Source organism: Pseudescherichia sp. (assembly GCF_031979925.1).
Classification (GTDB): domain Bacteria; phylum Pseudomonadota; class Gammaproteobacteria; order Enterobacterales; family Enterobacteriaceae; genus Pseudescherichia.
The window spans coordinates 159,201-173,485 of the sequence record NZ_DALZFB010000004.1 but is presented as its reverse complement, the minus strand read 5'-3'; the positions used below and the strand labels follow the sequence as shown (position 1 = coordinate 173,485).

The 14,285-nt window shown below is 56.7% G+C and carries 12 protein-coding genes; 6 read left to right on the top strand and 6 right to left on the bottom strand.

All coding sequences use genetic code 11. The features are described 5' to 3' along the window. Positions 1–203 precede the first annotated feature (203 nt). On the top strand, positions 204–1,289 hold the full coding sequence (locus RTM13_RS09160; RefSeq protein ID WP_312211746.1) for a type I restriction endonuclease: 1,086 nt from the start codon (positions 204–206) through the stop codon (positions 1,287–1,289). A gap of 42 nt (positions 1,290–1,331) precedes the next feature. Here the strand turns inward: RTM13_RS09160 and aldB are convergent, their stop codons facing one another. Beyond that, positions 1,332–2,870 carry an aldehyde dehydrogenase AldB gene (gene aldB / locus RTM13_RS09155; RefSeq protein WP_312211745.1) on the bottom strand — a complete coding sequence of 513 codons (1,539 nt, stop codon included), beginning with the start codon at positions 2,868–2,870 and terminating at the stop codon, positions 1,332–1,334. Between the two features lie 164 nt (positions 2,871–3,034). Between aldB and RTM13_RS09150 the strand changes: the two genes are divergently transcribed. Next, a complete protein-coding gene (locus RTM13_RS09150) occupies positions 3,035–3,919 on the top strand; it encodes an ROK family protein (RefSeq protein WP_312211744.1) in 885 nt (294 codons plus the stop codon). Positions 3,920–3,931: 12 nt separating this feature from the next. On the opposite strand, the gene selB is transcribed toward RTM13_RS09150, so the two are convergent. The 5 genes from selB to RTM13_RS09125 form a co-directional block, all read right to left on the bottom strand. Further along, positions 3,932–5,785 (bottom strand): selenocysteine-specific translation elongation factor, encoded by a 1,854-nt coding sequence (gene selB, locus RTM13_RS09145; protein ID WP_312211743.1) that lies wholly within the window; start codon positions 5,783–5,785, stop codon positions 3,932–3,934. Continuing rightward, complete coding sequence (gene selA / locus RTM13_RS09140; protein WP_312211742.1) at positions 5,782–7,170, bottom strand: L-seryl-tRNA(Sec) selenium transferase; 1,389 nt, start codon at positions 7,168–7,170, stop codon at positions 5,782–5,784. Before selA ends, selB begins: the two co-directional genes overlap by 4 nt. Positions 7,171–7,265: 95 nt before the next feature. Continuing rightward, positions 7,266–7,874, bottom strand: a complete 609-nt coding sequence (locus RTM13_RS09135) for a glutathione S-transferase (protein WP_312211741.1) — start codon at positions 7,872–7,874, stop codon at positions 7,266–7,268. Positions 7,875–7,963: 89 nt separating this feature from the next. Then, on the bottom strand, positions 7,964–9,100 hold the full coding sequence (locus RTM13_RS09130; RefSeq protein WP_312211740.1) for an HlyD family secretion protein: 1,137 nt from the start codon (positions 9,098–9,100) through the stop codon (positions 7,964–7,966). A 3-nt stretch (positions 9,101–9,103) separates the two neighbouring features. Further along, positions 9,104–9,433 (bottom strand): DUF3302 domain-containing protein, encoded by a 330-nt coding sequence (locus RTM13_RS09125; RefSeq protein ID WP_312211739.1) that lies wholly within the window; start codon positions 9,431–9,433, stop codon positions 9,104–9,106. A gap of 539 nt (positions 9,434–9,972) precedes the next feature. Between RTM13_RS09125 and RTM13_RS09120 the strand changes: the two genes are divergently transcribed. From RTM13_RS09120 to RTM13_RS09105, 4 genes are all read left to right on the top strand, one after another. Next, complete coding sequence (locus RTM13_RS09120; protein ID WP_312211738.1) at positions 9,973–11,898, top strand: PTS mannitol transporter subunit IICBA; 1,926 nt, start codon at positions 9,973–9,975, stop codon at positions 11,896–11,898. 94 nt (positions 11,899–11,992) lie between these two features. Next, positions 11,993–13,141: a mannitol-1-phosphate 5-dehydrogenase gene (gene mtlD, locus RTM13_RS09115; protein WP_312211737.1), complete on the top strand. Its 1,149-nt coding sequence runs from the start codon at positions 11,993–11,995 to the stop codon at positions 13,139–13,141. Continuing rightward, positions 13,141–13,731: a mannitol operon repressor MtlR gene (mtlR, locus tag RTM13_RS09110; RefSeq protein WP_144818533.1), complete on the top strand. Its 591-nt coding sequence runs from the start codon at positions 13,141–13,143 to the stop codon at positions 13,729–13,731. Before mtlD ends, mtlR begins: the two co-directional genes overlap by 1 nt. A 58-nt stretch (positions 13,732–13,789) precedes the next feature. Beyond that, positions 13,790–14,152, top strand: a complete 363-nt coding sequence (locus tag RTM13_RS09105) for a YibL family ribosome-associated protein (RefSeq protein WP_312211736.1) — start codon at positions 13,790–13,792, stop codon at positions 14,150–14,152. Positions 14,153–14,285 lie beyond the last annotated feature (133 nt).

Genomic DNA, 14,285 nt, shown 5'->3' with positions numbered 1-14,285 from the left:
CGGCGTTTTCAATTATTTATCAAATTTGTGATTTATATTCAAATTAAACACTCTTTCTTATTGCAAGATAAGTAATATCAATTATGACTAAAATTTTAAGTAAAAAGTGTCATTCTGCTTTTGTAAAGTGAATGCTAAAGCCCATCGCCAAAAAATCATTGATTGTAAATAACCTGTAATCTCGATTATGCCCAGGAGTGGTTATGACAGTAGAGTTTTTCGACAAACTAAGCGCAATGGCAGCAAAAATTAAGCAGCAATCAAGCGCAATTGTGACGGAAGAGGCGACGAAAAATGCATTCGTTATGCCATTCATTAACAATGTTTTAGGATACGACGTCTTTGATCCTACTGAAGTTATCCCTGAATTTGTCTGTGATATAGGCACGAAAAAGGGCGAGAAAATAGATTATGCAATATTGAAGAACGGAGAAATTCAGATCCTCATTGAATGCAAAAAAATCGGCGAGCCTCTTAACGTTAATCATGCGTCGCAACTTTTCCGGTACTTTCATGTAACAAATGCCAGAATTTCTATCCTCACGAACGGGCAATGCTACAAATTCTTTACTGACCTTGAAGCGCCAAATAAAATGGATGAAAAGCCTTTTCTTGAGATCGATTTACTCGATATTGATGAAACCGTTATTCCTGAACTTAAAAAGCTAACCAAGTCGGCCTTTGATATCGATTCAATAATTAGCGCCGCAGGTGAGCTTAAATATGTCAGTCTAATTAAGAAGATCCTGCATGCTCAAATGAGCAACCCTGAAGATGACTTCGTTAAGTTTTTTGCTTCTCGAGTTTATGATGGCATCTTGACCCAAAAAGTACGTGACAATTTTGCCTCGCTAACAAAAAAAGCAGCCAGCCAGTACGTTAATGCACAAATAAACGAAAGATTGAAATCCGCCATGAGCGGAACCCAAGCTCCGCTTCAGGATTTATCGAATCTTACAGAAGATCAAGAAATTGTGAAAGAGAGTAAGGATGAGCCAGATATCATTACAACTATGGATGAACTTGAAGGATATCATATCGTTAAGGCAATCGTAAGGACGGTTATTGAGCCGCAAAGAATCAATCACCGTGATACGAAGAGCTATTTTGGAATTTTAATAGATGATAACAATAGAAAGCCACTTTGCCGTCTGCACTTCAATCGAAACCAAAAATATATTGGTTTATTCGATCTTGAAAAGAATGAGACGCGTCATGCGATAGGATCTGTAGACGATATATTCTCATTTGCTGATATTTTGCGAGCAACGGCCTCGCTTTACAATTAAAAAAATAGCCGGGTAAGCGCAGCGCCACCCGGCGATAAAGGTTTAGAACAGCCCGAGCGGTTTATCCGAGTAACTCACCAGCAGGCACTTGGTCTGCTGGTAGTGATCCAGCATCATCTTATGGGTTTCGCGCCCGATGCCGGACTGCTTATAGCCGCCGAACGCCGCGTGGGCAGGATAGGCATGGTAGCAGTTGGTCCAGACACGCCCGGCCTGGATACCGCGCCCCATCTTATAGGCCAGACTGCCGTTGCGGCTCCAGACGCCCGCCCCCAGCCCGTACTGGGTATCGTTAGCCAGCTCCAGCGCCTCCTCCACCGTTTTAAAGGTGGTCACGGCGAGCACCGGGCCAAAGATCTCCTCCTGGAAGACGCGCATATTGTTCTGCCCAAAAAGAATGGTCGGCTCGAGGTAGTAGCCCTCTTTCAGCTCACCCTCAAGCTGCTTGCGTCGCCCGCCGGTGAGTACGTCCGCCCCCTCGTTTTTACCGATGTCGATATAGTTGAGGATGGTCTCCAGCTGCCCCTGGGAGACCTGCGCCCCCATCTGGGTGACGGTATCGAGCGGGTTGCCGCTGCGAATGCTCTCTACCCGACGGATGGCACGCTCCATAAAGCGCTCGTAGATCGACTCCTGCACCAGCGCCCGGCTTGGACAGGTACAGACCTCGCCCTGGTTAAAGGCAAACAGGGCAAAGCCCTCCAGCGCCTTATCGAAGAAGGCATCCTCTTCATCCATCACGTCGGCGAAGAAGATGTTCGGCGACTTGCCGCCCAGTTCGAGGGTGACCGGAATAATGTTCTGGGTCGCGTACTGCATAATCTGCTGACCCACTTCGGTGGAGCCGGTAAAGGCCACTTTGGCAATGCGCTTCGAGGTGGCAAGGTACTCACCAATCTCGCCTCCCGCACCGTTGACCACGTTCACTACCCCCGGCGGCAGCAGATCGCCCACAATCTCCATCAGCAGCAGCACGGAGAGCGGCGTCAGGCGCGCGGGTTTTAAGACAATGCAGTTCCCGGCGGCGAGCGCGGGTGCCATCTTCCAGCTCGCCATCAGCAGCGGGAAGTTCCACGGAATAATCTGCCCAACCACGCCCAGCGGCTCGCGGAAGTGGTAGGCTACCGTCTCGCTGTCTACCTCGCTAATGCCGCCCTCCTGGGCGCGGATACAGGAGGCAAAATAGCGGAAATGGTCAATCGCGAGCGGCACGTCGGCTCCGCTGGTTTCGCGGATCGGCTTGCCGTTATCCCAGGTCTCAGCGGTCGCCAGCAGCTCCAGGTTCTGCTCCATGCGGTCGGCGATCTTCAGCAAAATGGCCGCCCGGTCCTGCACGGAGGTGTGCGCCCACTTATCTTTCGCCTTATGGGCAGCATCCAGCGCCAGATCGATATCGCGCCTGCTGGAGCTGGCAATTTCGCACAGCGGCTGGCCGGTGACCGGGGTCAGGTTCTGGTAATACTCGCCGTCGGCGGGTGGAACCCAGTCGCCGCCGATAAAGTTTTCATAGCGCGCTTTTAAGGTAAGAGGATAACCGTACTCGCCAGGCTGGACGCGGGTGCCGGGGGGATTATTTGTCATGGCCGTCTCCTTGCAGGGGTGTCCTTCAAGGGTAGACGCGGTGGATAAAAAAGAAGCAAGTAGATTGCCGCTTTTCGACGCTGTTCACGTATTACCTTACTTTACATTTTCCCGTCTGGCCTGAGCCATAATTAAGCGTAAGGAACCGGAAAAGGGAAATACCTATGCACTACTTTATTGGTTTTGATGTTGGGGGAACCCACATCAAGCATGGCCTGATCGACGAGCATGGCAAAGAGCTCTCTTCGGAGGAGTTCGACACGCCCGAAGATGAAGAGTCGTTTAAAAAAGCGTGGAAAGAGGTCGTTGAGACCTATCAGAAAGATCATGAGATTGCCGGCATCGGCGTCAGCTTTCCTGGCCATATCAACGTGCATACCGGCAAAGCGGCCAAAGCGGGTGCGCTGGACTTTATGGACGGCACAAATCTGCACGATCTCTTCACAACCCTCACCGATCTGCCGGTAGTCGTGGAAAACGATGCCAACTGCGCGGCGCTGGGTGAGCGCTGGCGCGGTGCCGGACAGGAGTTTGAGAACTTCGTCTGCATCACCGTGGGCACCGGCATTGGTGGTGGGATTATTGTAAACGGCGAGCTGTTCCGCGGCGTACACTTCCACGCCGGTGAGTTTGGCGTGATCCCGGTCGGCAATAACGGCGAATGTATGCACGAAGTCGCCTCCGGCAGCGGTCTGATGAAGGCCTGTCGCCAGGCGCTGGCGGTCTCTGCCGACGAGATGCCGCATGGTAAAGAGCTATTCGAGCGGATGGACAGCGACGTCCATCTGCGTGAGGCCATTAACGAGTGGGCGCTGTTCCTGGCGCGCGGCGTCTATAGCGTCATCTCCATGTTCGACCCCGAGGCGGTGCTGATTGGCGGCGGGATAAGCGAGCAGGAGAAAGTTTACCAGCTGCTCGATCGCCACCTGGAGACCTTTGAGATGTGGGAGGCGCTGCGCGTGCCGATCCACCCCTGCAAGCTGGGTAACCAGGCGGGCAGATTAGGGGCAGTGTGGCTGGCGAAGCAGAAAATCGCGCCCGATGAATAGGGCGCGACAGGGTTAAACCTGCGGTTCGGCCGGGAATAGCAGGGCGTCGCGCAGCAGGTGATCGTTGCCGCGTCGGCGGGTAAAGCCGATGCGGTCAAAATATTCGAGGATCTGGATTGCCAGCTTGCGTCCGACGTTGAGCCGATCGCGGAAATCGGCGGCACAGGTCGATCCGCGCTCGCCGTCCAGCTCACGGATCAGATTCGCAAAGGCCACGATACGATCGTTGCGGTAGTAGCGATCCTTTACGATCGCCGTGATCAGCCCTTGCTGAGCCGCCTGGTGCAGAACGCTGCGCATAGCCTGCTCATCTGCCCCCACTTCGCGCGCCAGATCGCGCACCCACCACGGCTCGTCGCCAAACAGCGTGGCGGCTTGCTGCCAGATCGCCTCCTGCTCAGAGGTAAACCCCGCTTTGTGATCCGGCAGGTGCAGCCAGCCGTGATGGCTATGGATATCGCCGCTCTCTCGCATCCGCTCGATCAGCGTCAACACCAGCGCCTCGCTCTCCATCGGCAGGGCCATGCGTCGCAGACGCTCGCGCCCTGGCCCTGGCTCGTCCCGGTGCTGCGCATGGTAGGTAGTCAGCGTATCGAGGATCTTGCGCTGCCAACGGGCGGCCACTTCTGCGCTGATCAGGCTATCTCCGGCCTGGATCAGCAGTGGACTCTCGGTCAGTGCCGTCATCCCCTGGGCGTTAAGCTGCCTTGCCCATGCAAACGACGGCAGATCTACCGCCCCACGCGTCTGGTGCACCGCCAGCGCGCCAGCATCGTCATGCGTGTCCGCCAGCGCGGCAAGCCATGCCAAATATTCTGCCTTACGTTTGCCCCGACGCGGTGGATTGAGCGTAACCACGCGCGCTCCGGCCAGCGTGGCGCGGGCAGAGATATCGCGCAGCACCAGCCGATCGTTATCTGCCAGCCACAGCGGCGTATCCAGCACCAGCTCAGCGAGATTATTTTCCAGCAGCGAGACGCGGCCCGTGACGTGGCTGGCGGCATGGTGAACGTGCAGCGGCTGCCACTGAGTCAACGGCGCATGGGTATGCAGTGCCACGATGAGTCGCGTAACAGGTTCGGGCGGCGCATCGGCCAGCAGCCAGTCGCCGCGGCTGATGGTCTCTTTTTCCGCGTCGCCCACAATGTTCAGGGCGATACGCTGCCCGGCATGAGCCTGCTCTACCGGTTGGTTTTGCGCATGAAGACCGCGCACGCGCATTGGCCTGTTTACCCCGGTGAGCCACAGGGTATCGCCCACCTTGACGTTGCCGGAGAGCGCCGTGCCGGTCACCACCAGCCCTGCGCCTTTGACGCTAAATGCGCGATCGATAGCGAGGCGGAAGCGGTGCTCAGCCGTCTGCTCGCGCTCGGGCAGCGCCAGCAGATGCGCACGCAGTGCCTCAATCCCAAGGCCCTGCGTCGCGGCGGTAGTAAACAGTGTCGCCTGCGGGTAGCCATACTCTGCCAGCTCGCTGCGCACCTCGGCCTCCACCTCAGCTATCCGCGCCTCGTCCACGCGATCGGCTTTGGTCAGCGCCACGGTCAGCGCCGGGTTACCGGTAAGCTGTAAAATCGCCAGATGTTCACGGGTCTGGGCCATCACGCCGTCATCGCAGGCGACCACCAGCAGCGCACCGTCGATGCCGCCGACGCCCGCCAGCATATTGGCGAGAAACTTCTCATGGCCCGGCACGTCGATAAACCCCGGCACGCGTCCGTCTGGCTGCGGCCAGTAGGCGTAGCCGAGGTCAATGGTCATGCCACGCTTCTTCTCTTCCGGCAGCCGGTCAGCGTTGATGCCGGTGAGGGCCTCCAGCAGCGTGGTTTTGCCGTGGTCGACGTGCCCGGCGGTTGCAATAATCATTTCAATAACCTGTTCAAAAAGCGGGATTCATCGTCAAGGCAGCGCAGATCCAGCCACAGACGACCCTCAGAGATGCGGCCAATGACCGGCTGCGGCAGCGCGCGCCACTGGGCTGCCAGCGCCTCAAGACGGCTGCCGCGTCCGTCGCGCGGGGTAAAGGTCAGCGCCGCGCTGGGTAGCCTGTCGACCGGTAGCGAGCCGCTGCCGATTTGTGACTGGCAGGCTTCAACCTGAATTAAAAATTCTGTATAGCGGCTCTCCAGAGCGGGCTGAAGCCGCTCGGCCTGCTGGCGGATATCGTCCGCGCTGCGGGTCAGCAGGCGCAGGGTCGGCAGCCGTTCGGCCAGCTTCTCCGGGTGCAGATAGAGCCTGAGCGTCGCCTCCAGCGCGGCGAGGGTCATCTTATCCACCCGCAGAGCGCGCTTCAGGGGATGCTGTTGGAGCTTCGCAATCAGCTCGCGCTTGCCGATGATGATCCCCGCCTGCGGGCCGCCGGGCAGCTTGTCGCCAGAGAAGCTCGCCAGGCTGACGCCAGCGGCAATCATCTCCTGCGGCATCGGCTCTTTCGGCAGCCCGTACTGGCTAAGATCGATCAGCGAGCCGCTGCCCAGGTCGGCCACCACCGGTACGTCCAGCGGCAGGCCGATCTGCACCAGCTCCGCCTCCTCCACCGCTTTGGTGAAGCCGGTGACGGCATAGTTGCTGGTATGCACCTTCATCAGCAGCGCCGTATTTTCGCCTATTGCGTCGCGGTAATCTTTGGCATGGGTGCGGTTGGTGGTGCCTACCTCGTGCAGAATGCAGCCCGCCTGGCGCATCACGTCCGGAATACGGAACGCGCCGCCGATCTCTACCAGCTCGCCGCGCGATACCACTACCTCTTTACCGTTCGCCAGCGCGGCCAGCATCAGCAGCACCGCCGCCGCGTTGTTATTGACGATGCAGGCATCCTCCGCACCGGTCAGGCGGCAGAGCAGATCCGCCACGCCGCGATCTCGATGACCGCGTCCGGCCTCGTCAAGGGCGTACTCCAGCGTTACCGGGGTGCGCATCGCCTCGGCGACCGCGTCGATAGCGGCCTCCGCCTGGAGGGCGCGCCCAAGGTTGGTATGCAGCACCGTGCCGGTCAGGTTGAACACTGGCCGCAGGGCGCGGGTTTCATGCTGCGTCAGACGACTCTGCGTTGCCGCCGCCCAGTCCGCGCTCCACTCCGGCAGGGCCTGGGTTTCACGCACCGCAAGACGTGCCTCATCCTGAAGCTGGCGCAGGGTATCTACGACGCGGCGGTGACCGAAGGTATCGACTAAGACAGCAAAGGCGTCGGCGTGCAGCAGACGATCGGTTGCCGGGATCTGGCTGAAAAGTGAACGTTGTTCAAGGGTCATGACAAAGCCTGCAGTAGATTACCCCTCCCGCCGGAGAGGATTCGACGTGAAGGGGGATTGTACAGCGTACCGGCGCAGGCTGTCAGTATAGTGGACTATGACTTTGGCGGTTCGGTGCGGGCAAAGCTTTCCCGCTGGAACAGGGTCTCTACCAGCTTCACCAGCTGCGGCCTGTCCACGCACCAACCGGGCGAGACGCGGCGGAAGTTGATATAGCCGATAGCGCAGGCTACGGCGATGGTGGCAACGTTGAGGGCATCCGGCTGAATATCGCCCTCGCTGACGTGCTTTTCCAGCCTATCCAGCGCCCGGCTGATTTTCTCCCGCTGGCGAAGCAGCTCGGTCTCCGACTGCTGGGCTGCCGGACGGGCCTGCTCGCGCACCGAGACCAGCGCGGCGTCCATTACCCCATCGGCCAGAGCCTCTATCTGACGCAGCTTCAGGGCCGCCTTTGGCTCCTGCGGCAGCATCGCGGGCGCAACGTCCAGCAGCTCCAGATAAGCAGCGATAATTGGCGAGTCGTACCAGACCTCACCCTCGTCGGTGACCAGCGCCGGCACTTTTCCCAGCGGGTTGTAGTGCGCAACGCCGTTTTCGCCGTTGTAGGGGAACTCATTTACAAATTCAAAGGTAATCCCCTTCTCCAGCAGGATAACGGAGATTTTGCGTACATAGGGGCTGGTATAGCTGCCGATAAGTTTCATTGCATGACCCTGTCTGCCCAGAAAAAGTAATTATGGATCAGCGATGAAAAAAAGGCAGGTGATGCTGAACGCATTCCTGCCTTTTGAGATTAATGGTCAAGATAGAGGTAGTGCATCCAGCTGGTCATCCGCAGCAGCACTTTGCGCATTACCGAGACATGGTGGAAGTGATCGGAGTAGACCGCGACCTGGGCATAGATGCCGTCTGGCAGAGCATCCACCTCAGCGTTCGGCTCCAGCTCAATCGTACCCAGCACGCCATCGGTGCCGGGCACCACCGTCAGCGACTGTAAGGCGCCCTGCGCCTGATAGGAGCCGCCCGGTACGACGGGCAGGATAGTGGTCAGCTTGCCCTTAAACACCTGACCAGGCAGTGCGTTGAAAACAACTTCCGCTTCATCGCCAGGCTCAAGGCGCAGCAGGGAGTTCTGGCGGAACTGCGCCACGATCTGCCGCTTCTGCTGGGGAATAAAGACCATCACCGGACGCAGGGGCAGCGCGGCGGCGTAAGTCCCTGGGCGGATCAGCACCTGGGTAACGTAGCCATCGCTGGGAGCGCGGATCACCGTCTGCTCAAGGTTGTATTTCGCCTCCGTCAGCTGCGCCCGCAGGCTAACGATCTGCGACTGCTCGCCGTTGACCATGCTGTCCAGTTGGCTCTGGATCTCAACCTGGTCCGCCACAGAGGTTTTTACCATTGCATCCTGGGCCAGGTAGTTCTGCCGCGCGTTGTCGATATCGCTTTCAGAGAATGGGTTCACCCGCGCCCGGCTGCCGCGCAGGTAGCGTTGATAATCTTTATAGAGGCGATCGCGCTCGGCCGAGACGCGTACGGTATTGGCCTGGGCACCCGCCAGCTGTGCTTTGAGAACGTGAATATTGTGGGTGGCCGTGACCAGGTCAGCGCTCAGCCTGTCCACTCGCGCCTGATACCTTACCGGATCGAGTTTAAAGAGCACGTCGCCCTTTCTAATCAGCTGATTTGATTTGTCCGTCACCTCGCTGACGACGCCGGTGACCTGCGGCGTGATGGGAATAGAGATCACCGCCTTCTGTGCAGTAAAGGTATAGGGGTGGTTGTAATTCATCAGCAAAATCAGGGCGCTGACGAGAAATATGCCCCCCAGCGCCGCCGTGGAGAGCGTCCACTGGTTAACTGGAATGCGGAATATTTTAAAGATAGCCCAGGCCAGAGCGACATAGGTTAAGACGATCAGCAGATCCATACGCTATTCTCCCGCTCGCGATTGCATTCTCTTCAGCTCTCTCTCAAGCGCCTCGACACGCTGTTGCAGCTGTAGCTCGCTGCCACCGCTTGTATGAGCCTGCATTCCCCACCCGCGTTCGGGGCGGTAGAGCGTGGCCCAGATCCAGAGAAACGGCCACAGTACGTGCAGGGTAAAGAGGCTCACCCAGCCTGCAATATGAATCGCATCGGCATGGGGATGGTTACGGGCTTTGGCAATCCGGTAGGGAATATCGTGAATAATGATGATGCCGTAGAAGAGCACCAGGAAGACGAAAATCAAAATGCCGAGCGCAAAGTAATTCAGGAACATAGTGTGAACCTCGAATTTCTGCTTTCATCATTAAGATCCGCTCCGACAGCCTGACAGTAGCGGTTATTTTTTTCGAACATACCTGGCTATTGGCCGTAGGGCCATATCACGAAAGCATGATTGCATTTACCAGAGATGTTGCTGACTTACAGTATTGCTCAAAAGCGCAATAAGATGTTGCTGTCGCTCACGTTAAGAAAAGTCCTGGTAGAAATTTCTTGTGATGCAAGTCACAAATCAATAACAAAGTAACGATAGCCAAATGTGATTAACATCACATTAACAGCAGTGTTGCGTCTTTTTTTTATCCATTGTTCTTTTTTTACACCTATGATTTGTGATCATCATCACACCTAAATAGGGAGGAATCCCTATATTAGCGTGATCTAAATCACACTAAATCGTGCCGTCTGGACAGTTCGCCGATTCAGTGCCAGATTCGCCACACAGAACATGGGTTCGGCTACCTCTGCCGCCTCGTTAACAAAAAAAGTTGGGCTTCCGCCCTGCGCGACAGCAAACATAAGAAGGGGTGTTTTATGTCATCCGATATCAAGATCAGAGTGCAAAGCTTTGGTCGTTTTCTCAGCAACATGGTAATGCCTAACATCGGCGCATTTATCGCCTGGGGTATTATCACCGCGTTGTTTATTCCAACAGGGTGGTTGCCTAACGAAACGCTGGCAAAACTTGTCGGCCCAATGATTACCTATTTGCTGCCGCTGCTGATCGGTTATACCGGTGGTCGCCTGGTAGGCGGCGATCGCGGCGGCGTGGTCGGTGCCATCACCACCATGGGCGTGATCGTCGGTGCGGATATGCCAATGTTCCTTGGCGCAATGATTGCCGGTCCGCTGGGCGGCTGGGCGATCAAACGCTTTGACGTCTGGGTTGATGGCAAGATCAAATCCGGCTTCGAAATGCTGGTGAACAACTTCTCCGCGGGTATCATCGGTATGATCCTCGCGATTCTGGCGTTCCTCGGCATTGGCCCGGCGGTAGAGGTGCTCTCTAAAGCCCTGGCCGCTGGCGTTAACTTCATGGTTGTCCATGACATGCTGCCGCTGGCCTCTATCTTTGTTGAACCAGCGAAAATCCTGTTCCTCAACAACGCCATTAACCACGGTATCTTCTCGCCGCTGGGTATCCAGCAGTCCCATGATATCGGCAAGTCTATCTTCTTCCTGATTGAAGCCAACCCGGGTCCGGGTATGGGCGTTCTGCTGGCGTACATGTTCTTTGGTCGCGGCAGTGCAAAACAGTCTGCGGGCGGCGCGGCTATCATCCACTTCCTGGGCGGTATCCACGAAATCTACTTCCCGTACGTGCTGATGAACCCGCGTCTGCTGATCGCCGTTATCCTCGGCGGTATGACCGGCGTGTTCACCCTGAGCGTGCTGAACGGTGGCCTGGTCTCCCCGGCTTCCCCTGGCTCTATTCTGGCCGTGCTGGCGATGACCCCGAAAGGTGCCTACTTCGCTAACATTGCTGCTATCGTTGCTGCAATGGCTGTTTCTTTCGTGATCTCCGCTATCCTGCTGAAAACCAGCAAGGTGAAAGAAGAGGACGATATCGAAGCGGCAACCCGCCGTATGCAGGACATGAAAGCCGAATCCAAAGGCGCAACCACTGCCGCTGCGGGAACGCCGCTGGCAGCGGGCGCGGTCTCTAACGACCTGAGCCACGTGCGTAAAATCATCGTGGCCTGCGACGCCGGGATGGGTTCAAGCGCCATGGGTGCGGGCGTGCTGCGTAAGAAAGTGCAGGATGCTGGCCTGACCAACATCTCCGTTACCAACAGCGCGATCAACAGCCTGCCAGCAGACGTGGACGTGGTCATTACCCACCGCGACCTGACCGAGCGTGCGATGCGCCAGGTACCTCAGGCACAGCATATTTCGCTGACTAACTTCCTCGACAGCGGCCTCTATACCAGCCTGACCGAGCGTCTGGTTGCGGCCCAGCGTCATACGGACAACGAAACGAAAGTGCGCACCAGCCTGCAGGACAGCATTGACGAGAGCAACAGCCATCTGTTCAAGCTGGGCGCGGAGAACATCTTCCTGGGCCGCACCGCGAGCAACAAAGAAGAGGCAATTCGCTTTGCCGGTGAGCAGCTGGTGAAAGGCGGCTACGTGCAGCCGGAGTATATCGACGCCATGCTGGAGCGTGAAAAACTGACCCCGACCTATCTGGGTGAGTCCATCGCGGTTCCGCACGGTACGGTTGAAGCGAAAGACCGCGTGCTGAAAACCGGCGTCGTGTTCTGCCAGTATCCGCAGGGCGTGCGCTTCGGCGAAGAGGAAGATGACATTGCCCGTCTGGTCATCGGTATCGCCGCACGTAATAATGAGCACATTCAGGTGATTACCAGCCTGACCAACGCCCTGGACGACGAGTCCGTTATCGAGCGCCTGGCGCATACCGATAGCGTTGAAGAAGTGCTGGCGCTGCTGAACAAGTAAGCCCTCCTCCCTCTCCCTTTGCGGAGAGGGTTTGGGTGAGGTCAGAGCCTCACCCCAGCCCTCTCGGGTAAAAACATTAATGAAGGTTACTACTATGAAAGCATTACATTTTGGCGCAGGTAATATCGGACGTGGCTTCATCGGCAAACTGCTGGCTGACGCTGGGATTACGCTGACGTTCGCCGATGTGAATCAAACGGTGCTCGACGCCCTGAATGCCCGTCATAGCTATCAGGTTCATGTGGTGGGTGAAAACGAGCAGGTGGATACCGTCTCCGGCGTCAGTGCGGTGAGCAGCATTGGTGATGAGGTAGTCGATCTGATTGCCGAAGTCGATCTCGTGACCACGGCGGTCGGCCCGGTTGTGCTGGAGCGCATCGCACCCGCCATTGCCAAAGGCCTGACGAAGCGTAAAGCTCAGGGCGTAGAGACACCGCTGAATATCATCGCCTGTGAAAACATGGTGCGCGGTACGACACAGCTGAAAGGCCACGTTCTTAATGCGCTGGCCGATGAAGACAAAGCCTGGGTCGAAGCGCACGTTGGCTTCGTAGACTCAGCCGTAGACCGCATCGTTCCGCCGTCAGCCTCTGCCGCTAACGATCCGCTGGAGGTGACCGTTGAGACCTTTAGCGAGTGGATTGTTGATAAAACCCAGTTCAAGGGCGCGCTGCCGAACATTCCAGGTATGGAACCTACAGATAATTTAATGGCCTTTGTGGAGCGTAAGCTCTTCACCCTGAACACCGGCCATGCTATAACCGCGTACCTTGGCCGCCAGGCAGGCCATCAGACCATTCGCGACGCCATTCTTGATGAGAAGATCCGCGCGGTGGTGAAAGGGGCCATGGAGGAGAGCGGCGCGGTGCTGATCAAGCGCTACCAGTTTGATGAAGCGAAGCACGCTGCCTACATCGAGAAGATCCTTGGCCGCTTTGAGAACCCGTACCTGAAGGATGACGTTGAGCGCGTAGGCCGTCAGCCGCTGCGTAAGCTGAGCAGCGGTGACCGTCTGATCAAGCCGCTGCTCGGCACCCTGGAGTATCGCCTGCCGCACGAGAACCTGGTAAAAGGGATCGCCGCTGCCATGCACTACCGCAGCGAGCAGGATCCACAGGCGCTTGAGCTGGCCGCGCTGATTGACGAAAAAGGCCCGCAGGCTGCGTTGGCGCAAATCTCCGGTCTGGAAAGCACGAGTGACGTTGTCGCCGAAGCGGTTAACGTTTATAACGCTCAGGCATGATGCCCTACCCGGCGCGGAGTGAGACTCCGCGCCCAAATATAAGATTGTCGGATATGCAGGCAATAATGGAAGAAACCCAGGCCTTTGAAAACCGTGTGCTTGAGCGTCTGAATGCTGGCAAAACTGTCCGAAGTTTCCTCATCGCCGCCGTTGAGCTACTCACCGAAGCGGTGAATATTCTGGTACTTCAGGTGTTCCGCAAAGACGACTATGCGGTGAAATACGCCGTGGAGCCGCTGCTGGAGGGCGATGGCCCGCTGGGCGATCTCTCCGTGCGCTTAAAGCTGATCTACGGCCTCGGCGTGATTAGTCGTCACGAGTATGAGGACGCGGAGCTGCTGATGGCCCTGCGTGAAGAGCTGAATCACGACGGTAACGAGTATGGGTTTACCGATGACGAGATCCTCGGCCCCTTTGGCGAGCTGCACTGCGTCTCTGCCCTGCCCCCTGTGCCACAGTTTGATACCAGCGACGCCGACCTCTACGCCATGCAGAGACAGCGTTACCAGCAGGTGGTGCGCTCGACTATGGTTCTCTCCCTGACCGGGCTGATCTCTCGCATCAGCCTGAAAAAAGCCTTTCAGAAGTAACGTTGCGCACATTAGTGTATCCTTTGCAGTAATTCCCCTGTTTTTAGAGTTATCCGTTATGAAAGAAATCGAAAAGAACGAAATTAAACGCCTGAGCGATCGCCTTGATGCTATCCGCCACCAGCAGGCTGCCCTGTCGCTGGTTGAGTCTGCCGAGAAGTATGCCGAGCTGGAAAAAGAGAAAGAGACGCTGGAAGCGGAGATTACTCGCCTGCGCGAAGTGCACGGCCAGAAGCTGAGCAAAGAGGCGCAGAAGCTGATGGATCTGCCCTACCGCCGGGCGATCACCAAAAAAGAGCAGGCCGACATGGGCAAGCTGAAGAAGAGCGCGCGCGGGCTGGTGGTGGTGCACCCGATGACCGCCCTGGGCCGTGAGATGGGCCTGAAAGAGATGACCGGCTTCGCCAAGACCGAGTTCTGATTAATTTAACTTAAGTCTATATTTAATAGCCCAATACATTTTTTATATGGATGTGTTGGGCTTTTTTATTAGTTAAAGGACCTTGGTCCAATAAATGTTTTGTCCGACATGTCAATCATGAATATGTTCACAA

What these genes read in the sequence shown, in the direction of transcription:
- RTM13_RS09160 (WP_312211746.1), top strand. Translation starts at nt 204, where the DNA reads ATGACAGTAGAGTTTTTCGACAAACTAAGCGCAATGGCAGCAAAAATT.
- aldB (WP_312211745.1), bottom strand. Translation starts at nt 2,870, where the DNA reads ATGACAAATAATCCCCCCGGCACCCGCGTCCAGCCTGGCGAGTACGGT.
- RTM13_RS09150 (WP_312211744.1), top strand. Translation starts at nt 3,035, where the DNA reads ATGCACTACTTTATTGGTTTTGATGTTGGGGGAACCCACATCAAGCAT.
- selB (WP_312211743.1), bottom strand. Translation starts at nt 5,785, where the DNA reads ATGATTATTGCAACCGCCGGGCACGTCGACCACGGCAAAACCACGCTG.
- selA (WP_312211742.1), bottom strand. Translation starts at nt 7,170, where the DNA reads ATGACCCTTGAACAACGTTCACTTTTCAGCCAGATCCCGGCAACCGAT.
- RTM13_RS09135 (WP_312211741.1), bottom strand. Translation starts at nt 7,874, where the DNA reads ATGAAACTTATCGGCAGCTATACCAGCCCCTATGTACGCAAAATCTCC.
- RTM13_RS09130 (WP_312211740.1), bottom strand. Translation starts at nt 9,100, where the DNA reads ATGGATCTGCTGATCGTCTTAACCTATGTCGCTCTGGCCTGGGCTATC.
- RTM13_RS09125 (WP_312211739.1), bottom strand. Translation starts at nt 9,433, where the DNA reads ATGTTCCTGAATTACTTTGCGCTCGGCATTTTGATTTTCGTCTTCCTG.
- RTM13_RS09120 (WP_312211738.1), top strand. Translation starts at nt 9,973, where the DNA reads ATGTCATCCGATATCAAGATCAGAGTGCAAAGCTTTGGTCGTTTTCTC.
- mtlD (WP_312211737.1), top strand. Translation starts at nt 11,993, where the DNA reads ATGAAAGCATTACATTTTGGCGCAGGTAATATCGGACGTGGCTTCATC.
- mtlR (WP_144818533.1), top strand. Translation starts at nt 13,141, where the DNA reads ATGCCCTACCCGGCGCGGAGTGAGACTCCGCGCCCAAATATAAGATTG.
- RTM13_RS09105 (WP_312211736.1), top strand. Translation starts at nt 13,790, where the DNA reads ATGAAAGAAATCGAAAAGAACGAAATTAAACGCCTGAGCGATCGCCTT.